The following is a 22183-nucleotide window of genomic DNA, read 5'->3' on the forward strand; positions in this document are numbered from 1 at the left end:
TGTGAATGAAAGATTTGCCCAATATCGGGAGAAGCTTACCCTGTATTGGAACAGATTTAGTGGTAAACAGAAGATTTTATTCTTTTCTACATTGTTTATCATTCTAATAATAATCGTAGTTTTAACCATGCAGCTTTCAAAGACAGAATATGAAGTAGCATTTCAAGATTTGGACAGCACAGATTCAGCTGGAGTAATGAACTACTTGGATTCAGCAGGTGTGTCATACCGATTAAGCCAAGATGGAAAGAGCATCTCAGTGCCAAGCACAGAAGCGGCTCGAATTAAGGTGGATATCGGTTCTCAGGGGATTGTTCAGGGGGGCTCTATCGGTTATAAAGTCTTTAATGATAATTCGTCAATGATAGGAACGACAGATAGTGAGTTTAATGTGAAGTATAATAATGCATTAAACGGCGAAGTAGAACAGTTAATGAGACGTATGCAAGGAATTAAGGATGCAAAAGTACTAATTAATCTTCCTAAAGAGACAGTTTTTGCTTCTCAGGCTGACCAGGAGCAAGCATCAGCATCCGTTGTGCTTTCATTTAATCCAGGCTTTAGACCTAGTCAAGATAATATCGATGGGTATTTTAACCTTGTGAAGACAGCTGTTCCTAATCTACCAATCGATAACATTACGATTGCTAATAATGAAGTCGAGTTAATGCCAACGGCTAAAGGTGGACAAGCTGGAGTTTCTAACCAAGTCGAAGAGAACTTCGCTCTTCAGAAGAAATTTGAAGAACAAGTAAAGAAAGATGTGAAACAATTCCTTAGCACTCTTACGGGCCCCGATAAAGTTGATGTTCTCGTATTCTCGAAGCTGAACTTTGATAAGGAAAACCGGAAGGAGGATCTCGTAACCCCTGTGGACACAGAGAACATGAAGGGGATTGAGATCAGTTCACAAATCATCAGTAATTCTTATTCTGGTCAAGGTAATACAACTGGCGGAGTAGCAGGCACTGGCTCACAAGATGTAGCGGGCTATCCTTCTGATGCGGGTTCGGACACTTCAACCTCGGAGGAATCTTCTGAAACGAGGAACTATGAAGTCAACCGAATCACAAAGGATGTCATCGCTAGTCCTTTTACTGTTAAAGATTTAACCATAAATGTTGCGGTTGAACCACCTACAGGACAAAATACTTTGGACGATGCAACATCAGCGGCAATTCAAAATATTTTGGTAAATATTGTTCGTGCTTCTCTTGCAGATTCAGGTGCTACATATACAGACGCTGATTTAACTAAAAAGGTTTCGGTGTATTCTCAACAATTTGGCGGTAATGCTGCTAATACCGCATCAGGTGGTCTCGCCACATGGATGCTATGGGCTATCGGAGCAGCTGCATTGCTGGTTGGAGCAGGTGGAGGATATCTAATCTACCGGAGTCGTAAGAAGACTGTGGAAGAGGAAGATGAAGACATTCCATTGCAGGTTCCTACCGAGTTTCCATCTATTAATTTGGAGAGTGTGACGAATGACAGTCAAGTTCGTAAGCAATTGGAAAGTTTGGCAAAGAAGAAGCCAGACGAATTCGTAAATCTGCTGCGTACATGGCTTGCAGACGAACAGAGGTGAACTAATGGCAAAGGCAAGTCAGCAGGGGCTTAGTGGTCGTCAAAAGGCCGCGATCCTGCTTATCACTCTAGGGCCCGAGGTATCGGCGCAAATATTTAAACATTTAAGAGACGAGGAGATTGAACAACTGACTCTTGAAATTGCCAATGTCCGTAAAGTGGACAGCAGTGAAAAAGAGTCGATCATGTCTGAGTTCCATCAGATATGCCTCGCCCAGGAATATATTTCACAAGGTGGTATTAACTACGCCAAGGAAATTCTGGAGAAAGCGCTTGGTTCAGCAAAAGCTATGGAGGTCATTAACCGTCTGACCGCAACATTGCAGGTAAGACCCTTCGATTTTGCGCGCAAGGCTGATCCTAATCAGATATTGAACTTTATCCAGAATGAGAATGTTCAGACTATCGCGCTTGTATTGTCTTATTTACAATTCGAACAAGCCGCAGCTATTCTCTCCTCGCTACCTCAAGAGAAGCAGGCGGAGGTGGCTAGAAGAATTGCTGTAATGGACAGCACCTCTCCAGAGGTTATTACACAAATTGAAAGAGTACTGGAGCAGAAGCTTTCAGCTACGGTAACTCAAGATTATACAAATGCAGGCGGTATCGAATCGATTGTACAAATCTTGAATGGGGTTGACCGGGGGACAGAGCGCACGATTCTTGATTCCCTCGAAATTCAAGATCCAGAACTTGCCGAAGAGATTAAGAAGCGGATGTTTGTATTCGAGGATATTGTCAATGTGGACAATCGTTCGATTCAGCGCATTATTCGTGATATTGATAATGCGGATCTGCAGCTTGCCCTTAAGGTTGCAAGCGAAGAGGTACGGGATGTCATTTTCCGGAATATGTCCAAACGTATGGCAGAAACATTCCGAGAAGAAATGGAATACATGGGTCCAGTCCGGCTGCGTGATGTAGAAGAGGCACAAACACGTATTGTAGGCACGATCCGCAGACTCGAAGAGTCTGGGGAAATTATCATCGCTCGTGGCGGAGGAGATGACATCATTGTCTAAGCTGATTAAGCACTCTCAGTATGTTCCAGTTGATGTTCTGAAAAGATTGGAGCAGGCCCGGCATTATGCGGGCCTTACTGAGGAGCCCGTTCCTGAGGAGACTGCAAGCGAAACAAACTATCATGATCCCGCACGTGAAGAGGCAGAAGTGGCACGTAAGCAAATGCTTAAGGACGCCCAGGAATTTGCTGAAGAGCAGGTTCGGAATGCCTCTCTAGAAGCGGAACAGATTGTTGAATCTTCAAAAGCAGAGGCTGAAGAGTGGTGGAAACAACGCCGTGAGCAGGATGAGCATATGGTCGAGGCCGTCAAATCCGAAGCTTATCAGCAAGGGTATCAGGAAGGTGTTTCTCAAGCTGAACAAGAGATGAAGCTCAAAGTTGCAGCGATGATGGATGAAGCGCGTGCTGTTTTAACCGAGGCATATAAGGCAAGAGATGTCATTATTCAGGAAGCAGAACCTTTTTTAGTAGAGCTAAGCTGTGATATTGCAGAGAAAATTGTGGATAAACAATTAACGGTAGAGCCACAGTTTGCAATGGACCTGATTCGGAAGAATCTAGCTCGCAAACGAGAGCAGGGGCTGATCTCACTGTGTGTATCCCCTGCGCAATTCGCTTTTGTGAACGCAGCGAGGGAAGAATTGTCATTAGCGGTTGACTCGCAGGCTGAACTACAGATCTTGCCTGACTCGACTGTGAAAGATCAAGGTTGTGTAATCCGCTCCTCCTTTGGCAGCATAGATGCCCGAATTGATACTCAGCTTGCAGAAATCAAGAAAGAGCTGGTTAGAATCGCGCTGGACACCGATGAGCAGAGAAATGGGGAAGAAGATGCTTGATAGTAACCGTTATAAGGAGCAGCTTCGTAATCTCGATCCGGTGAGGATCAATGGGAAAGTGACGCAGGTTATCGGTCTTATGGTTGAATCGGAAGGTCCTGATGCTAGCATAGGAGATGTATGCTACATCTACCCTTCCAAAGGAAATAAGCCGCTGCAAGCTGAGGTCGTTGGTTTCCGTGACAACAAGGTACTATTAATGCCGCTTGGAGAACTGCAGGCTATTGGACCAGGTTGTGATGTTGTGGGTACAGGTAAGCCTCTAAGTGTACAGGTGGGTTCAGAATTACTGGGTAAAATACTGGATGGTCTAGGACAACCGCTGGATGGTTCACTTATCCCAGCTCGAATGCCACATAGTTCGACCTTTAATATTCCGTCCAATCCACTCAATAGACCACGCGTGCAAGAACCCATCAGCATCGGAGTAAGAGCGATTGATGGCTTGCTTACGATCGGTAAAGGTCAGCGGGTGGGGATTTTCGCTGGTTCGGGGGTCGGTAAAAGCACGCTGATGGGAATGATTGCACGTAATACATCAGCTGATGTTAATGTTATCGCTCTGATTGGAGAACGTGGCAGGGAAGTGCTTGACTTCATTGAACGCGATTTGGGACCTGAGGGTTTGCAGAGGTCGGTCGTAATTGTTGCTACATCTGATCAGCCCGCATTAATTCGTATTAAGGGAGCACTTATTGCTACAACAATTGCTGAGTACTTTCGTGACCGTGGATTAAATGTGATGCTCATGATGGATTCGGTCACTCGTTATGCTATGGCTCAACGTGAAGTTGGACTTGCAGTCGGCGAACCGCCTGCTATGAGGGGTTATACACCTTCGGTGTTTGCAAGCTTACCCAAGCTGCTAGAACGCGCCGGAACTGGTCCTACGGGCTCCATAACGGCCTTTTACACTGTGTTGGTTGACGGTGATGACATGAATGAGCCCATCGCTGATGCAGTTAGAGGAATACTCGACGGACATATCGTACTCAATCGAAGTATTGCGAATAAAGGACATTTCCCAGCAATAGATGTGCTGTCCAGCATTAGCCGTGTAATGAAGGATATTGCTCCAGAAGAGCAGATCGCCGCAGCAGAGAATGTGAAGCGACTAATGGCCGTTTACAAGGATTCAGAAGATTTAATTAATATCGGAGCTTATCAGAGAGGCTCCAATGCTCAGATTGATGAGTCGATGGAGTACATAGACAGTATATGGGAATTCACCAAACAAAGGGTGAATGAGAAAGTTACGCTGGCTGAAGTTCAACAGTCTTTAATTTCACACTTCTCAAGGAGTTGATTCAGTATCATGAGATTTCATTATACTTTTCAAAAAGTCGTTGACTTGAAGGGCAATGAGAAGACACAGGCAGAATGGATGCTCTCAAGCGCGCTTGGAGAATTGCAGGCACAGGAAAGAAGCCTGGATGAACTCACCTTTCAGCGGAGCGCTATCATGCTATCCTTACAAAATGCCGCAGAACAAAAGACACCTATGGCGAAGATTCGTGAAATGCAAGAATATGTAGAATACCTGGATAAATGCATTTCCCGTAAGCATGCGGATATAAGAAGTGCACATCAGGAAGTTCTGAAGAAGCAAGATCAGTTAAGTACAAAGGTATTAGACGAAAAAGTATGGTTAAAGGCAAAAGATAAGGCTGAGACTGTGTTTCAGCAAAGTATGATTTTACGGGAACAAAACGAACTGGATGAGATGGCAACCGTCCGCTTCGCGATGAAATCCCTCTAACCCGGGAGGTTTCCGCTAGTGGCTAACAATGATATAGAACTTGAAAATGAAGGGTCAGCGGGGAAATTTGAACGGTTCTTATTTTTAATGATACCGATTATCTTCACGCTAGTACTGCTTGGAGTACTGTTGACGCTTTTTAATATGGACATTCGTAATAACGTGTTTCAGATTGCGAATAAAATTCCTGTGCTGGAAAAGTGGGTTCCAGATCCACCCGCAGATCCTTCTGATCCGAAGCAGCAGAGCAAGAAACAGGAAGTGAGCTCGGATACAACGATCAAGGAACTCAAAGCTAAGCTCGCGCAGCAGGAAGAGAACTTGAAAAAAGTTATGGACGAAAAAACAGCCCAGGATACCAAGGTTCAGGCGCTAGAATCGCAGATTGAGGGAATGAAGAAGGAAGCTGCTGCCGCAATTGAGGTAAGCACGGATGAAACAGAAGACCCTTATCAGAAGCAGGTTGCTGATCTGGCAAAGCTGTATGCGGGCATGAAAGCTTCTAAAGCTGCTCCGATTATGGAGAATTTAACTACGGAAGAAATGGTGCAGATATTCAGCGTAATGAATAAAGCGAGTAAAACTGCCATTCTGGAAAAAATGGATCCGCAAAAAGCGGCAGATGTCACCATTAAGTTGAAAGAAACTACCTCTTCAAGTGATATGGCTATTGCAGCTCTTCAATCTAGATTGAAGAAAGAAGCAGGCACCACACAAACGACTAAAACTAGTACAAATCTAGATAAGGAAAAGTTGAACCAAACCTTTAGTTCAATGACTCCTGCTAATGCAGCTTCTCTACTAGGAGAAATGTACAAGATTAGCCCTGATAAAGTAGTAACGATTATGAACACCGTTAGTGATAGTGTTCGCTCTTCTATTTTGGGGGAAATGACCAAAAAAGACAGCGCACAAACTGCGAAGATTGTTAATCGTTTGATGGGCGCTAAATAAAGATTGAAGGGAGGTGAAATGAATATGAGTTTAGTTGTTCAATCACTTGTGAGTGCTAATACAACAGCCACAAGTGGTAGCTCGTCAACTTCTACTGGCACAACAGCAGCTGTACCTTTTGCTCAGACATTAGTGCAAACTATGGGAGGAAACACAGCTAATACCACATCGGTACCGACTGATCCGATACTGGGAAATCTAGCTTCTTTATTGCAAGGTCTTTTAAAGGAAGTGCAGACGACTGGAGATGAGCAGGGGGGACAAGACACACAGCATTCAGATCTCCTTGAGAAACTCACTGCTGATCTTGAAAATCTGGATGAAAGCATCAATAATGATCCTGCTATGCTGGTAGCTTTGCAAGCTTGGCTTCTTCAGGTCTCTGCACTTCTATCAGGGAGTCAAGCCACTGAAGGTGATGCAACATCTGAAGCGGAATCGGCAGGAGGCTTATCGCCTTTAGCACAGAATGCGGATACGCTGCGTTTTGCTGTTCAAGATGATTTGCATAGTTTAGTTACTCTGATTCAGGAAGCTACAGTGAATGGGAACGAAGAAGCTGCTAGTAAGGGAATAAGTTTGTTAAATAATTTTACGGCCCTACTAGAACAGTCTTCCGTTAACCTTAACAAGGGGAAGGGACAGAACTCCAGCGTGAATGATAGCTCTGGTGTATCTGTACAACAACCAATAGTGACTGAAAGCAACGGCAATACGACGGACAAGATCATTCACAACCTTAGTAATCGTGCTGGAGAAGCTGCTGCAATTAAGAATGAAGCAGTCTTAACTTCAACTGTGACCTCAGGGACTGTTCAAGATGCTGAAGCAGAGACTACGAACACACCTTTGGTAAAGACCGGTATTACTGGTGAAACGAAGCTGGCAGAATCTTCACAAGACTCCACATCAGGGACTGTGAGCATAGAAGGAGATCATGAGGTTGTTACCGCGGGTCAACTATCTCTACGGGGTGGAATTACGGCACCTTTGAAGGCTGAGGTTCCAGTAGCTCCTGTACCGGTTCAGCAGTTTGCTCAGGAAATGAGCGGTTTCATTACAGGCAAATTGGAGATTGTGCAAAAAGGCGGAGTAGCTGAGGCTACGATATCACTCTTTCCAGAAAATCTCGGACAAGTTGATGTTAAGATTACCATGCAAAACGGCCATCTGGTTGCACAGTTTATGACTGAACATGCTGGAGCTAAAGATATGCTGGAACAGCAGATGAACCAACTTCGAGCTGCATTACAGTCTCAAGGCCTCCAAGTAGAAAAATTGGAAGTCACACAAAATAATACCCCCCTCAATTCACAATGGGGTCAAGAAGGACGCCAACCTGGTTCTGGAAGTGGTCAGCAGGGAAGACGCTCCAAAGAAAGTCGCGAGGAAGCTAATGATGCTGTTCTAGCCGCAGAGCTAAATGGTGAATGGAATGATTGGGTTGCAAATGCAGGGCAAGAAGATCAGGCTCAAGGTGGCTCTTTTTCTGCTAAAGCTTAAACTTCTAATCTATGGAAAGAGAGGTGAACGGTTATGACGACAACAACACCCCCTGTTTCAACGAAAGATCAGTGGAATTATACAACTCCTGAATCGACTAAAACAACAGGGAATTCTGTCTTGGGTAAGGATCAATTTTTGAAAATATTGATTACCCAGCTGCAGAATCAGGATCCGATGCAACCGATGCAGGATAAAGAATTTATAGCGCAAATGGCACAGTTTACATCTGTAGAGCAGCTGATGAATATCTCTACACAGCTTACATCAATGAATCAGTCACTTGGCTCAGTATCTGGCTTGATTGGTAAAGATATCACATGGACGGATACTGCCACAGATCTACCTAAGACAGGGAATGTTGAATCAATCGTTGTCAGCAAGGGGATTCAATATGCGGTTGTGGGGAAAGACAGAATCGCTTTAACCGATATTACACAAATTCAGAATCCATCTACAGAAAATGGTTCTGGCACAGATAGTAATACTCCGGAGAATGGCGGAGGAAGCGGGGAGACAGTATGAGTGACAGGCTAACTATTGGCCAATTGTATCCTGCGTCCCTACATTCTTCAACGTTACAGCGATCTTCGATAACGAAACAGCCTCTAACTGGGGAATCGTCATTTGAGAGTGTACTGCAACAGAAATTACTAAAATTCAGCAATCATGCGGCTAAGCGTCTTGAACAAAGAGGAATAGAGCTTGGAAGCAGACAACTGGATCAAATTTCTTCTGCTGTGGATAAAGCTGCAGCCAAAGGAAGTAAAGAATCCTTGATATTAATGAAGGACTTAGCATTCATCGTAAGTGTTCCCAATCGTACGGTTGTAACAGCTATGGATGGGAATTCGATAAAAGATAATGTGTTTACGCAAATAGACAGTGCAATTGTGATTTCATAACCGGCTGGTCCTAACGGAAAGCCGAGGCGACCGCTGACCGACTGATGCGGGCCCAATTCACTTAGTAAGTTATTAGGACTCTATAATCTGGGAGGACAACAAAACATGTTAAGATCAATGTATTCAGGAGTTTCGGGGATGAGAGGCTTTCAAACTAAACTCGATGTAATCGGTAATAACATTGCCAACGTTAATACAATCGGTTTTAAATCCGGACGCGTTATGTTCAAGGACATTATGAGTCAAACCGTTTCTGGAGTAACAGCTCCAAGCGACGATGGCGCGGGTGGAGTGAATGCTAAACAAGTCGGACTGGGTGTAAGCATCGGTTCTATTGATACACTCCATTTGGCTGGTAGTGCTCAAACTACTAATAACCCGACAGATTTACGTATTGACGGAGATGGGTTTTTCCTAGTAAAGCTTTCAGAAGACCAAGAAACCCCTTTCTTGACTCGTGCAGGTGATTTCCACATAGATGCTGCGCGTAATCTTGTTACTTCTGACGGACTACATGTGCTAGATTCCGGAGGTGGACTGATTCAATTGGGTGATGATGTAACAGCATTCTCCATTTCCAATGATGGAACGATTGTTCAGACCATGGCAGATGGAACGACTGAAGCAGGTGTACAGATTGGAGTGGCAAAGGTTACTAACCCGTCTGGTCTAGAGAAAATCGGTGGTAATCTCTACCGTATGACACTTAATGCGAATGCAGAAGGTGAACTTGTTCCGACTACAGCGAATAATACAGAAGATGGTACAGGGTCGATCATTTCTGGTCAACTCGAAATGTCCAACGTAGATCTGACTAATGAATTTACAGAAATGATTGTATCGCAACGTGGTTTCCAGGCGAACTCTCGTATCATTACGACTTCAGATGAAGTGCTGCAGGAAGTAGTTAACCTGAAGCGTTAATTTTATCAATAATTAAATATTTTATTTAAAGGTTAACGCGGAGTCGTGGGGGAGATACTCCTCCCCCAATTTTTGTTAGGAGGCCTGTTATGATATCGGTAACGAGATTAAATGGAACACCGATGTGGATCAATGCCCTACTGGTAGAAATGGTAGAAGAAAGCCCGGATACATATATTACGCTCGTAACCGGAAAAAGACTGATCGTGCTTGAAAAAGCTGAAGAAGTTATTACGAAAATCCGGGATTATAACAGGGACATAGGCACATATGCTGCCACCATTAAAGTCCAGTCAATGGAGGAGCTAACATGAAGAAGATGCTGCCGTGGCTACTAACGATTTTACTTGCGATTACACTTATCGTGATAGCCGCATTTTTATTAATGGACAAGATCTTTCCGAAAGATGCGAATGATGTAAATGCTGCGGTTCAAAGTGTGGAGACGAAGTATTTAACTGCAGATGAAATCGTCGAATTAACGGCAGAGATCACTGAGATCAAAACAAATCTTGCTGATCCCGATTATATCGTTCAAATAGATTTCGCCTTCCAACTGAATTCTGCGAAATCAAAGGAAGCATTCGAAAAAATAAAAGAGATCAAAATCAAGCCGATAATTATCAAGACGCTTGCAGATACCAAACCTGAGGAGCTTAACGGAGCAAATGGCAAAGATCAGCTTAGCAGCAAACTTGTTAATCTGATCAATAAGACATTGACCGAAGGCAAAATCACACAGATCGAAGTCACCAAATTCCTATTGGCTTCTATGTAGCTTCAAGTCTGATAATTCTTTGATGGGGGGGTGATTGAAGTGGTTGATGTACTTTCACAAAACGAAATAGATGCTCTACTTGCTGCACTTTCTTCAGGTGAGATGGATGCCGATGAACTTAAAAAGGAAGAAACTCAGAAGAAGATTCGAGCTTATGACTTTAAACGGGCCGTTCGCTTTTCCAAAGATCATATCCGTAGTCTTACAAGGATACATGACAATTTCGCCCGTTATCTTACAACGTACTTTTCAGCCCAATTACGCACCTTCGTGCAGATTAGCGTCGTTCAAGTAGAGCAGCTCCCTTATGATGAATTTATTCGTTCCATTCCGAAAATGACGATACTTAACATTTTTGAAGCTGAACCCTTAGAAGGTCGAATGGTAATGGAAGTTAATCCAAACATCGCTTTTGCTATGCTGGATAGATTGCTGGGGGGCTTTGGAATTGCTCCTTCTAAGATTAATGCTTTGACTGAGATCGAAACAACAATCATGGAGCGTATCTTTAGCGGGTGTTTTGAGAGCTTACAAGAAGCTTGGAAGACTGTACTGGATATTAATCCACGTATGGAAGCGCTCGAAACGAATCCGCAGTTCATGCAAATTGTATCGCCCAATGAGACGATTGCATTAATCTCGTTAAGCACCAAAATTGGAGATACAACAGGTATGATCAATCTTTGTATCCCACACGTTGTTCTGGAACCTATAATGTCTAGACTATCTGTTCACCAATGGTTTGTTTCAGAAAAGAAGACGAGGGATGCATTAGAACTCGAAACGATCAAAGCTAGAGTTCATAAGGCGAAACTACCGATTGTCGCTGAACTTGGAGAATCGCGCCTATCTATATCTGAGTTTCTTGGACTTAGCATCGGTGACGTGATCTCACTCAACAGGAATGTAGATTCCGGACTCTCGATTAAGGTAGGGGAGAAGCTTAAGTTCATCGGAAGTCCCGGAATGGTGAAAGACCGGGTAGCCGTGCAAATAGACGAGATTGTCAGTGAAGGAGTTGAAGAATTTGACGAGTAAAGATTATTTATCCCAAGAAGAAATCGACGCCCTTCTGAGACAATCTGCGGAAGGCTCATTAGCTCCTTCAGAGAAAACGGTAAATGACTATTTAACACCGTTTGAACAGGATGCTTTGGGTGAAATCGGTAATATAACATTTGGTAGTGCAGCGACAGCTCTTTCGACTTTACTGGGGAAAAAGGTTGATATTACAACCCCTCAAGTTTCTATCATTACACGTGGGGAATTTGAAGTAGCTTTTCCTAAACCGCATGTAGCAGTACATGTAGAGTATGTGGATGGATTTCAAGGCATTAATTCATTAGTTATTAAGATTAGGGATGCACAGGTTATCGCCGATTTAATGCTTGGTGGTGAAGGTGAACCTAAGGATGAAGAATTGAATGAAATTCACATTAGTGCTGTGCAGGAAGCTATGAACCAAATGATGGGTTCTTCTGCTACATCGATGTCTACTATTTTTAATCGGTTTGTTAATATTTCGCCTCCGGGTATCGACATTCTTAATATGTCCAGCGGTGAAGGCGTAGGCAACCTGCCGAATGACGAAACCTTAATCCGTATTTCGTTTCGACTTAAAATAGGAGATTTAATAGACTCTACTATTATGCAGCTCTTGCCTGTCCAGTTTGCTAAGGATATGGTAACGATGCTTCTAGGTGATGTCAGCCCCGCGGCGCAGGAAGCTGCAGTTGCGTCAACAGAGGCTCCTGATAAACCAGCTCATGTGGAGACACCTCCTGTAGCACCACCAGTGCAACAGACGCCTCCGCAGCCTACAGGAGTAACACCTCCGCCATATCCACCACAGGGGATGCCTGCTTATCCAGGGATGCCCGAAGGCGGATATTATTATCCTCCAGCAGGAATGCCAGCGTATGGCATGCCGGGGATGCCACCATATGGAATGCCACCACAAGGCATGCCTTATGGACAGACACCACCGCTTAGTCCTGAAGCAAATCGCAATGTAAATGTGCAGCCTGTACAATTTGCTAACCTTAACGGTGGAGCTTTTGGTCATATTGATGAAAATAATTTAAATTTATTGATGGACATACCGCTTAGAGTAACCGTAGAATTAGGGAGGACCCAGAAGCAGATTAAAGATATTTTGGAAATGTCACAAGGCTCGATCATTGAGCTGGACAAGCTCGCCGGTGAGCCTGTAGATATTTTGGTTAACAACAAGCTTATTGCCAAAGGCGAAGTCGTTGTTATCGACGAAAACTTCGGCGTACGCGTTACGGATATCGTCAGCCAGTGGGACCGAATTCAGAAACTACAATAAGCATACTTAGGGAGGATTTTGTAAAAATGGCTAACCGAATTCTAATCGTGGACGATGCAGCATTTATGAGAATGATGATCCGTGACATTTTGTCGAAAAATGGATTTGAAGTAGTGGGCGAAGCTCAGGACGGTTCTCAAGCGATAGAGAAATTTAAAGAACTGCGTCCGGACCTTATCACGATGGATATTACTATGCCTGAGATGGACGGAATCGCCGCCCTGAAAGAAATCAAGAAAGTAGATCCGGCTGCAAAGGTCATCATGTGTTCAGCCATGGGCCAGCAGGCTATGGTAATCGATGCAATTCAAGCTGGAGCGAAAGACTTTATTGTGAAGCCTTTCCAAGCTGACCGTGTTATCGAAGCTATCAACAAAACGTTGGGTGCGTAGGAAAGAGACATGCCCGTCAATACAGAACCGCTCGGGAGCAATAACACCCTGCTGAATTTACTTAACGTTATTATTGTCCTTGCGGTAATCATTGTACTTATTGTGCTGCTGATCCGTTTTCTTGGACGTCGTAATCAGACCTTTATGAGCGGGCGCTCCATACGGACGCTTGGTGCTGTAGGGCTGGGACCTAACAAGTCGATGCAGGTTATTGAGCTGGGAAGCAGTCTTTACTTAATCGGGATTGGTGAGAACATATCCATCTTGGATAAAGTCACTGATCCAGATGAGGTGGCTTTGATCATTGCAGCGTTTGAGGATCAAGCCTCTAACCAGAATAATTTTCTCGCACCGCTTATCGCCAAGGTTAAGGTTAAGCTGCGTGGGGAGGTTTCATCTGAGGAAATCGAGCTTAGTGATACATCATCTTTTTACGAGACACTGCAATCCAAACTTCGTTCTGCACCAGAGCGCAAAGAGAAAATGGAAGAGCTGTTCCGGGATGATGCTACTAAGGATGAGTCGAGGAATTTATGAAAAAGAAGCTAATTCTTGCTATTCTGCTGTTCGGGTTCATTAGTATAGTTATGATGCGGCCGATACATGCTGATCCTATACCTAATGTTAATATTCAGGTCGGTAATGAAGATGGTTCAAGCGGTGGTACCAGTTCCATATCAATTCTTCTTCTCGTTACGGTTCTGAGTATTGCTCCTGCGTTTCTAGTTCTTATGACTAGCTTTACTAGAATTGTAATCGTGCTCGGTTTTGTTAGAACATCACTTGGTACTCAGTCTATGCCTCCGAATCAGGTGCTCGTAGGGCTTGCTCTATTTCTGACCCTGTTCATTATGTCGCCAACTTTGGCGCAAGTGAATGAAACGGCATTACAGCCGTATATGAAGGGGACGATTACGCAGACGGAGGCTTTTGATAAAGCTGCAGATCCAATGAAAGAGTTTATGTTTAAACAAACCAATTCCAAAGACCTTCTGTTATTTATGAAATATACCGGTTATACGGGATCGGCTAAACCGGCTACATACAGTGATATTCCACTGACAGTAATGGTGCCTGCTTTCGCAATTGGTGAATTGAAAAAAGCTTTTACAATGGGCTTCTTAATTTTCATTCCATTTCTGATAATAGATATCGTTGTGGCGAGTACGCTGATGGCCATGGGGATGATGATGCTTCCCCCGGTTATGATATCATTACCGTTTAAAATTATGCTCTTTGTACTGGTAGACGGCTGGTACTTAGTCATTAAATCACTACTTCTTAGTTTTAACACCTGACCTAAAGAGGAGGCATGAGGAATGAGTACGGAGTTTATAATCGGTCTAGCAAGCCAAGCCGTATATTTAGTGCTGGAAGTCAGCGCTCCCATGCTGATTCTTGGTCTGGTGGTAGGGCTAATAATCAGTATTTTTCAAGCTACGACACAGATTCAGGAACAGACGCTAGCGTTTGTTCCCAAAATCGTCGCAGTGCTGCTGGCTTTATTGCTATTTGGTCCGTGGATTATCACGAAGCTGATTGACTTTACTAGCCAAATTTTAGGGAATCTTTATATGTATATTGGTTAACCCATGAACATGGATACCCTACTGCAAAGTTTACCCGTCTTTTTGCTTATTTTTTGTCGAATAACAGCCTTTTTTGTTGTCGTTCCTGTGTTTTCTTCTCAAGGGGTACCGACAACCTTTAAGATAGGTATTTCTTTTTTTGTAGCCTTGGTAGTCTTTAGTGCTAATGGAACAGGGCTTACGATTCCGCAGGATTTTAGTTATATTTTGCTGATTATGCGAGAGGTATTAATAGGTTTATTACTAGGTTTCATTGGATATTTGATGTTTATGGCGATTCAGACTGCAGGTTCTTTCATTGATATTCAGATTGGCTTCGGTATTGCCAACGTCATTGATCCTATGACTGGAACGTCAGCGCCTATTCTCGGTAACTTCAAATATATGATAGCGCTGCTAATGTTTCTGAGTATGAATGGACATCACCATCTGCTTGATGCCATTGTGTACAGCTATAAATGGATTCCTATGAATAATGATTTATTTTTACGCATGGTAGATGGTAGTTTGTCAGAGTTTCTGGTCCGAACATTTGCGCAGTCGTTTGTACTAGCTTTTCAAATGTCGGCTCCTTTAGTAACTGCATTGTTTCTGACAGATGTGGGTCTTGCCTTTTTGGCGAGAACGGCTCCTCAATATAATGTATTCGTTATAGGGGTTCCGCTCAAAATCATTATAGGTATTGCACTTCTTCTTGTGCTGATGCCAGGTCTGGCTGTGCTGTTTCAGAATCTCTTCGAAATCATGTTTGAATCCATGGAGAATTTACTGGGTCTCATGGGGAAGAAGCCGTAGGTGACCGTAAGGGGAGAGTATTATGCCTAAGACGAAGCGTTATAGACTTGATCTTCAACTCTTCGCCGGTGAAAAGACGGAAAAAGCAACCCCGAAGAAACGGCAGGATGCTCGTAAAAAGGGTCAAGTAGCCAAAAGTGCTGAGCTGTCTGGTGCAGCTGTATTGCTAGCTGCGGTAGCTAGCTTGATGATGTTTGGTAACTTTATGAAGGAACGCTTCATGAAGCTATACATGGATGTATTTCAGAATCGAATGATGCTGGATGTTACTCCTGAGAATATTACACAGCTTTTTAATCAGTATGGATTGCAAATATTGATTTTGCTAGCTCCATTACTTGGAATTACATTTGTTATGGCACTTGTATCCAATTTGGCTCAGGTAGGCTTTATGGCCACAGGAGAAGGGATTACCCCTAAATTTAGTAAGATTGATCCCATAAAAGGCTTCAAAAATATTTTCTCCATGCGTTCATTTGTAGAATTCCTGAAATCAATATTGAAGCTTCTAATTATTTCTTATCTGGTATATAGCACATTATGGGGAGAAAAGAAGAATTTTGCATCCCTATCGCATATCAGTGCGGAGGGGATTTTTAAATTTGCGGCCAAGCTGACGATGAGTCTTGGTTTGAAAATCGGGGTTGCCTTGCTAGTTATGGCTTTCCTTGACTTTTTATATCAGAAGTACGAGCACGAAAAAAGTCTGAAAATGTCTAAGCAGGATATCAAAGATGAATACAAAAAAATGGAGGGTGACCCTCTAATCAAAGGTAAGATCAGGGAACGCCAACGCAGAATGGCCATGCAGCGTATGATGCAGGAAGTTCCTAACGCGGATGTAATTATTACAAATCCAACGCACTTTGCGGTTGCGCTAAAATATGACGGTTCCAAAATGGAAGCGCCTCAGATTATAGCAAAAGGGCAGGATTATGTAGCACTTCGTATTCGGGAGCTGGCTAAAGAACATGGCGTCGTGACTATGGAAAACAAACCGCTGGCACGGGCATTATTCCAAAGAGCAGAAATTGGAGATGTCGTTCCAAATGATCTGTTTCAGGCTGTAGCTGAAGTGCTGGCATATGTATATAAGCTTAAAGGTAAGAGGAAATAAGACGGGGGGTTAGGACATTGAAAGCTAAAGATTTAACAGTTTTGCTAGGCATCATCGGTATCGTGCTTATGATGATTCTGCCTATCCCGTCCTGGCTTTTGGACGTTTTGCTTGTTATCAATATTTCTATCGCATTAATTATCATTTTGGTTGCAATGAATACGAAAAATTCGCTCGAATTTTCGATTTTTCCTTCATTGTTGCTGATTACGACATTGTTTCGTCTAGCACTTAACATTTCAACAACTAAACTAATCTTGACTTATGGTGAAGCTGGTTCAGTAGTAGCAACTTTTGGTAGCTGGATCGCAGGTGGACAAATTGCCGTCGGGTTTATCGTGTTTCTGATTTTGGTAGTGGTTCAGTTTATCGTTATTACCAAAGGTTCAGAGCGCGTAGCTGAGGTTGGAGCAAGATTTACCTTGGATGCGATGCCTGGTAAGCAGATGAGTATTGATGCTGATCTTAATGCAGGCATGATTAATGAAGTCCAGGCACGTGAGCGACGCCGCAATGTTGAGCGGGAAGCGGATTTTTTCGGAGCCATGGATGGTGCGAGTAAATTCGTTAAAGGTGATGCGATTGCGAGTATCATTATCCTGTTGATCAATCTTATTGGTGGATTTATTATTGGTATGGTTGTCCACGGAATGGATTTTTCCACTGCGTTATCAACTTACTCCGTATTGACGATCGGTGACGGTCTAGTTAGCCAAATTCCTGCTTTGCTCATTTCGACTGCGGCGGGTCTAATCGTTACAAGAGCTTCATCGGAAGGTAATCTGGCAGAAGATTTGACAGGGCAATTATTGTCTTATCCAAAATTGTTGTACATTGTCGCAGTGACTGTTGCTTTTTTAGGGCTCTTCACACCTATACATATGATCACTACGCTCCCGCTGGCTGGTTTGCTGGCTTTTGCAGCCTACAGTATGGGACAAAATTTAAATCGAAAACAGATTGCCGAAGAGCAGCTTGTTGAAGAGAAGCAAATTGAAGAGGTACGAAGTCCAGAGAGTGTCATCAATTTACTCAATGTAGATCCTATTGAATTTGAGTTCGGCTATGGTCTTATACCTTTGGCTGATACGGGTCAGGGTGGAGATTTACTAGATCGTATCATCATGATTCGACGGCAATGTGCATTAGAAATGGGTCTTGTAGTACCTGTTATACGCATTCGCGACAATATTCAACTAAAACCGAATGAATATGTCATAAAAATTAAAGGAAATACTGTCGGCGGCGGTGAATTATTACTTAATCACTACCTTGCTATGAGTCCAGGATATGATGATGAATCAATAAATGGTATTGAGACCATTGAGCCTTCCTTTGGGCTTCCTGCGCTGTGGATTGACGAATCTGTAAAAGAGCGGGCTGAATTGTCTGGTTATACCGTGGTTGATCCTCCATCCGTTGTTGCTACACATTTGACAGAGCTCATCAAGCGGTATGGACATGAGCTGTTAGGTCGACAGGAAACTAAGATGTTGGTGGATAACCTTAGAGAGCATTATCCAGTGCTTGTCGATGATCTTATTCCTTCCGTATTGGCGATTGGGGATGTGCAGAAGGTACTTGGCAAATTGTTACGCGAAAAAATATCGATTAGAGATTTGGTTACTATCTTCGAGACGTTGGCGGACTATGGGACCTATACCAAAGATCCTGATATTCTTACCGAATATGTTCGTCAGTCGTTGTCCAGACAGATTACTCAGCAATTCTCGCAAGTAGGAGAGACTCTGAAGGTAATTACGGTAGGACCTAACCTGGAGAAGAAAATTTCGGAGAGTGTACAGCAATCAGAACAGGGCAGTTATTTGGCATTGGATCCAGCATCGACTCAAACGATCTATCAGCGGCTTAGTGAACAGATCAATCGACTGCTGCAGTCAGGACAGCAACCCATTGTACTCACATCACCAACCATTCGTATGTATTTGCGACAGGTGATTGAACGGACGATGCAGGACATTCCTGTACTGTCTTATAGCGAGCTAGAGCCTAACATTGAAATACAAAGCGTCGGAGTGGTGAATTTATGAGAGTGAAGCGTTATGTGGTTGATACGATGCCTGACGCCATGCATTCCATTCGCAGCGAGCTTGGAAGCGAGGCCGTCATTTTAAGTACAAAAGAAATCAAGATTGGCGGGGTTTTAGGGTTATTTAAGAAGAAAAAAATAGAGGTTGTAGCGGCCGTTGAGACAGCTCAGAAGGGAAGTGTTCCTGAAAAGCCTTCTAAGCCTGCCATGAACATTCCGCGCAGCGCTGTCCCACAAGCGTACCAAAAAGCTTCATCTGCATCATCTACACCAACTGTCACGTTGGAAAAGTCCGAAGAGCCTCGGTCCTTTGCGGAAATCGCCGCAGCCTTGTCCGAAGCTATTGATCTAGAGCAGTCGACCATAAAGGATCCAGAGTCTTTACAAGAAATTAGGAATGTAAGCAAGGATCATCTTAAAGCGACTGAAACAATTCCGGACGAAGTGACCTCTGTACCAGCTCATTATGAGTCACTTGGTCTGGAATTAACATCAGCAGATGCTTCAACGACTGAAAATGATGTTCTTCGAGAGATTAGAGATATGAAGCTATGGATGGAGCGAATCGCTAGACAATCTTCAGGGGCGAGAGAGTTGCCAGACAGTCTTCAGCAGCTTAGAGATCTTTTGATTGAGCAAGAGATGGATGCCGTACTTGTTGAAGAGTGGATAAGTAATATCTCAGAAAGATGGGCAGATGAAGGGCGTACTTGGGGACCTGAGAAATTTCAGGAGTCCTTGAAAGAACAACTCGATGGATTCCTGTCAGGTCGAATTGCTGATGGGATTTCACAGGACACCCAAATCGTATATATTGCAGGACCCACAGGTGTAGGGAAAACTACTACAATAGCCAAGCTTGCGGCTGAACAGCTATTCAAATACGGACGCAAGGTTGGTTTTATCACTTCCGATACGTATCGGATTTCAGCTGTGGAGCAATTGCGTACATACGCAGCCATCCTAAATGTTCCGCTAGAGGTTGTGCAATCACCAGGAGATTTACAAAGAGCGCTTTTTCGGTTGGAGAGTTGTGATCTTGTAATTATGGATACAGCTGGACGAAATTATCGCAATGATATGCTCGTGGCAGAATTGCAAAGCTTGCTAGCAAAGGAATTAAGAAGTGAGACCTATCTTGTGCTTAGTTTGACTTCGAAAAGCCGTGACATGAAATTGATTGCAGAGCATTTCGGCAGGTATAAGCTGGATAAAGTTATTTTTACCAAGCTAGATGAGACGGGAAGTTATGGGCCACTCTTTAACGTCCTGAATGATTTCCCTCTCACATTATCTTATATGACCAATGGTCAAAATGTACCCGACGATTTATTGATGGCTTCTAAAGAACAACTCAGTGAGATGCTTCTTGGAACAGGTGAATCATGATGGATCAGGCACAATCCTTAAGACAGCTTGTATCCAGTCAGGATCCTAAACTAGCTGTAAAAGGGGAAACATCTGCCCGTATCATTACCGTGTGTAGTGGGAAAGGTGGCGTAGGAAAATCGAATTTCACACTTAACTTCGCTTTAACTTTAAAGGCAATGGGAAAGCGAGTATTGTTGTTCGACGCAGATATTGGCATGGCTAACATAGACGTGTTGATGGGCGTTTCGGCAAAGTATAACCTATATCATCTGTTAAAAAGAGAAGCGGATATTGCGCAGATTATTCAGTTAGGGCCGAATTCTCTCCCTTTTATAGCCGGTGGATCGGGTATGGATGAGTTGTTCTCCCTTTCGGAATCGGATCTTAATTATTTCAGTGCCCAGATAGCCCTTATTGCGGACAGTATGGATTATATTTTGTTCGATACAGGTGCTGGATTATCTAAGGAAACGATGAAATTTATAACCTCTGCGGACGATTGTCTAGTAGTTACAACGCCAGAGCCAACTGCTATTACAGACGCTTACGCATTAATGAAGGTTGTAAATCGGACGTATCCGGAAATTTCTTTTAAACTGATCGTGAATCAAGCGGGTGATGAGAGAGAAGCGACAGTTACGAGTGATAAGATTCGTATGGCCGCCAGTCGTTTTTTGCAACTAGATGTTTCCTATCTTGGTCATATAAGCTCAGATGCCCATGTAGTGCAGGCTGTCAAAAGGCAAACACCATTTTCATTGGCTTTTCCAAACAGTGTTGCTGCAAAAGATATACATCGGCTAGCCCTTAGTTATTTGACCATAGATGGTAAAAAAGCTACAAAAGTTCAAGGGATTAAAGGCTTTATCCATAAATGGTTAAAGCGAAGCAAATAATTGTTCTGAATCTGGAACAGAGGTGGAAATGATATGAAGCCATATAAAGTTTTGGTTGTTGATGATTCTGCATTTATGCGCAAGATCATTTCCGATTTAATTGAAAAGGACGCTGACTTTCAGGTAACGTCAACAGCCACTAATGGTCGAGAAGCTATCGAGAAAATAAACGAGCTTCGTCCAGATCTAGTTACCATGGATGTGGAAATGCCAGAGATGAACGGCCTGGAAGCGCTGAAAATAATAATGGCGTCATATCCGCTGCCAGTGATTATGCTGTCAGGCATTAATGAAGAGGGCATGAAGGAAACCATTCTTGCACTGGAATGGGGCGCATTTGATTTCATTCGTAAACCTTCGATATCTAACTCTCAGGATATAACGGGTGTAGGGGAATCCCTAAGAGAACAAATGAAAGAAGCTATGCTGGCTCGGGAGCAGCGTGAAGCGCGAGCATCTGCTTTTAAGACGCCTGTTAATGTGCCTTTAGAGACAACAGCACCGAGATTGATACCTGACAAACCTAAGGTAGAGATTAAATCTTCTCTTAAAAATGAATTGATAAGAAAACCTAGGGGAAAGCAGCCAATAGATAGTACTATACCCCCAAAAGTAACTAAACCTTTAATCTCTACTCGAACACCAATCTCTGATAAGACTAAACCTAGGTCTAAAGTAGAGAAAAAAACGATCCCGCCCAAGCCGGTGCTGAATTCTGTAGTGGAGGTATCCTCTGAACCTCCTGTACTTTTTTCGGATCGAATATCTGGTAGTAAGGACTTGCACAAATTAGTTGCTGTCGGCTGTTCTACAGGCGGACCACGTGCACTAAAGGTATTGTTGGAGAAAATCCCTGCGGATTTTCCGGCTCCTATTGTCATTGTGCAGCATATGCCACCTAACTTCACGAAATCACTAGCCCAGCGACTGAATACATTCAGTCCGCTAGAAGTGTTAGAAGCAGAGCAGGGGATGATATTACGAAAAGGAGCTGCTTACATTGCACCTGGAGGCTATCATTTACAAGTTACCCCATCAACTAGAGGGCAATATGCAGTTGTACTCACGAAGGAAGAGCCACGTAATGGCCACCGACCTTCAGTGGATGTTTTATTCGAATCGTTGCTCCCACTCACATCGCTAGAAAGGCACGTGTTGCTGATGACAGGGATGGGTAGTGATGGTGCAAGGATGATGAAATCTCTCTATGACTCAGGGGTAACTTCAACTTTTGCTGAAAGTGAAGAGACCTGTGTCGTTTACGGGATGCCGCGATCCGCGGTGGAATTGCAGTGCGTCAAATATGTACTGCCTTTGCAAGAAATTGCTCCAAGGCTAGTGCAAGCCGTTAAATAACGGACAAGCGAA

At 43.4% G+C, this 22183-nt stretch carries 24 protein-coding genes; all 24 read left to right on the forward strand.

Features of this window, described 5'->3' with window-relative positions; genetic code table 11:
• Position 1: 1 nt before the first annotated feature.
• The 24 genes from fliF (at position 2) to NSS67_RS14645 (ending at position 22171) form a co-directional block, all read left to right on the forward strand.
• Positions 2 to 1588, forward strand: a complete 1587-nt coding sequence (fliF, locus tag NSS67_RS14530; protein WP_339320192.1) for a flagellar basal-body MS-ring/collar protein FliF — start codon at positions 2 to 4, stop codon at positions 1586 to 1588.
• A 4-nt stretch (positions 1589 to 1592) separates the two neighbouring features.
• Entirely contained in the window at positions 1593 to 2609 is a 1017-nt protein-coding gene (gene fliG, locus NSS67_RS14535) for a flagellar motor switch protein FliG (RefSeq protein ID WP_042128934.1), read from the forward strand.
• Positions 2602 to 3450, forward strand: a complete 849-nt coding sequence (locus NSS67_RS14540) for a FliH/SctL family protein (RefSeq protein ID WP_339320193.1) — start codon at positions 2602 to 2604, stop codon at positions 3448 to 3450. The genes fliG and NSS67_RS14540 overlap by 8 nt, the downstream gene beginning before the upstream one ends.
• Positions 3431 to 4756: a flagellar protein export ATPase FliI gene (gene fliI / locus NSS67_RS14545; RefSeq protein WP_339320602.1), complete on the forward strand. Its 1326-nt coding sequence runs from the start codon at positions 3431 to 3433 to the stop codon at positions 4754 to 4756. The genes NSS67_RS14540 and fliI overlap by 20 nt, the downstream gene beginning before the upstream one ends.
• A gap of 9 nt (positions 4757 to 4765) precedes the next feature.
• Positions 4766 to 5209 (forward strand): flagellar export protein FliJ, encoded by a 444-nt coding sequence (gene fliJ / locus NSS67_RS14550; RefSeq protein WP_339320194.1) that lies wholly within the window; start codon positions 4766 to 4768, stop codon positions 5207 to 5209.
• 18 nt (positions 5210 to 5227) lie between these two features.
• Complete coding sequence (locus NSS67_RS14555) at positions 5228 to 6163, forward strand: kinesin (RefSeq protein ID WP_339320195.1); 936 nt, start codon at positions 5228 to 5230, stop codon at positions 6161 to 6163.
• A 24-nt stretch (positions 6164 to 6187) separates the two neighbouring features.
• Entirely contained in the window at positions 6188 to 7666 is a 1479-nt protein-coding gene (locus tag NSS67_RS14560) for a flagellar hook-length control protein FliK (RefSeq protein ID WP_339320196.1), read from the forward strand.
• Positions 7667 to 7699: 33 nt separating this feature from the next.
• A complete protein-coding gene (locus tag NSS67_RS14565; protein ID WP_339320197.1) occupies positions 7700 to 8191 on the forward strand; it encodes a flagellar hook capping FlgD N-terminal domain-containing protein in 492 nt (163 codons plus the stop codon).
• Positions 8188 to 8571, forward strand: a complete 384-nt coding sequence (locus NSS67_RS14570) for a TIGR02530 family flagellar biosynthesis protein (RefSeq protein ID WP_339320198.1) — start codon at positions 8188 to 8190, stop codon at positions 8569 to 8571. Before NSS67_RS14565 ends, NSS67_RS14570 begins: the two co-directional genes overlap by 4 nt.
• A 105-nt stretch (positions 8572 to 8676) precedes the next feature.
• Positions 8677 to 9495: a flagellar basal body rod protein FlgG gene (flgG, locus tag NSS67_RS14575; RefSeq protein ID WP_339320199.1), complete on the forward strand. Its 819-nt coding sequence runs from the start codon at positions 8677 to 8679 to the stop codon at positions 9493 to 9495.
• Between the two features lie 89 nt (positions 9496 to 9584).
• Positions 9585 to 9809, forward strand: a complete 225-nt coding sequence (locus NSS67_RS14580) for a flagellar FlbD family protein (RefSeq protein WP_234533902.1) — start codon at positions 9585 to 9587, stop codon at positions 9807 to 9809.
• Positions 9806 to 10273, forward strand: a complete 468-nt coding sequence (locus tag NSS67_RS14585; protein WP_339320200.1) for a flagellar basal body-associated FliL family protein — start codon at positions 9806 to 9808, stop codon at positions 10271 to 10273. Before NSS67_RS14580 ends, NSS67_RS14585 begins: the two co-directional genes overlap by 4 nt.
• Positions 10274 to 10312: 39 nt before the next feature.
• Positions 10313 to 11311, forward strand: a complete 999-nt coding sequence (fliM, locus tag NSS67_RS14590) for a flagellar motor switch protein FliM (protein WP_339320201.1) — start codon at positions 10313 to 10315, stop codon at positions 11309 to 11311.
• Complete coding sequence (gene fliY, locus NSS67_RS14595) at positions 11301 to 12605, forward strand: flagellar motor switch phosphatase FliY (protein ID WP_339320202.1); 1305 nt, start codon at positions 11301 to 11303, stop codon at positions 12603 to 12605. The genes fliM and fliY overlap by 11 nt, the downstream gene beginning before the upstream one ends.
• Positions 12606 to 12631: 26 nt before the next feature.
• Positions 12632 to 12997 carry a response regulator gene (locus tag NSS67_RS14600; RefSeq protein WP_076127811.1) on the forward strand — a complete coding sequence of 122 codons (366 nt, stop codon included), beginning with the start codon at positions 12632 to 12634 and terminating at the stop codon, positions 12995 to 12997.
• A gap of 9 nt (positions 12998 to 13006) precedes the next feature.
• Positions 13007 to 13534, forward strand: a complete 528-nt coding sequence (locus tag NSS67_RS14605; RefSeq protein ID WP_339320203.1) for a flagellar biosynthetic protein FliO — start codon at positions 13007 to 13009, stop codon at positions 13532 to 13534.
• Positions 13531 to 14295 (forward strand): flagellar type III secretion system pore protein FliP, encoded by a 765-nt coding sequence (gene fliP / locus NSS67_RS14610; RefSeq protein ID WP_339320204.1) that lies wholly within the window; start codon positions 13531 to 13533, stop codon positions 14293 to 14295. Before NSS67_RS14605 ends, fliP begins: the two co-directional genes overlap by 4 nt.
• 21 nt (positions 14296 to 14316) lie before the next feature.
• Positions 14317 to 14586 (forward strand): flagellar biosynthesis protein FliQ, encoded by a 270-nt coding sequence (fliQ, locus tag NSS67_RS14615; protein WP_036688516.1) that lies wholly within the window; start codon positions 14317 to 14319, stop codon positions 14584 to 14586.
• Positions 14587 to 14595: 9 nt separating this feature from the next.
• Positions 14596 to 15381, forward strand: a complete 786-nt coding sequence (gene fliR / locus NSS67_RS14620) for a flagellar biosynthetic protein FliR (protein WP_339320603.1) — start codon at positions 14596 to 14598, stop codon at positions 15379 to 15381.
• A gap of 22 nt (positions 15382 to 15403) precedes the next feature.
• A complete protein-coding gene (flhB, locus tag NSS67_RS14625) occupies positions 15404 to 16498 on the forward strand; it encodes a flagellar biosynthesis protein FlhB (RefSeq protein ID WP_339320205.1) in 1095 nt (364 codons plus the stop codon).
• Positions 16499 to 16515: 17 nt separating this feature from the next.
• Positions 16516 to 18549, forward strand: coding sequence for a flagellar biosynthesis protein FlhA (flhA, locus tag NSS67_RS14630; protein WP_339320206.1), 2034 nt, complete (start codon positions 16516 to 16518; stop codon positions 18547 to 18549).
• Complete coding sequence (gene flhF / locus NSS67_RS14635; RefSeq protein WP_339320207.1) at positions 18546 to 19937, forward strand: flagellar biosynthesis protein FlhF; 1392 nt, start codon at positions 18546 to 18548, stop codon at positions 19935 to 19937. Before flhA ends, flhF begins: the two co-directional genes overlap by 4 nt.
• The gene (locus tag NSS67_RS14640; protein ID WP_339320208.1) at positions 19934 to 20815 is read left to right on the forward strand and encodes a MinD/ParA family protein; all 882 of its coding nucleotides are present in this window, start codon (positions 19934 to 19936) and stop codon (positions 20813 to 20815) included. The genes flhF and NSS67_RS14640 overlap by 4 nt, the downstream gene beginning before the upstream one ends.
• Positions 20816 to 20848: 33 nt before the next feature.
• Entirely contained in the window at positions 20849 to 22171 is a 1323-nt protein-coding gene (locus NSS67_RS14645) for a chemotaxis response regulator protein-glutamate methylesterase (RefSeq protein ID WP_339320209.1), read from the forward strand.
• Positions 22172 to 22183 lie beyond the last annotated feature (12 nt).

This window comes from Paenibacillus sp. FSL R10-2734 (assembly GCF_037963865.1).
Classification (GTDB): Bacteria; Bacillota; Bacilli; order Paenibacillales; family Paenibacillaceae; genus Paenibacillus_AQ.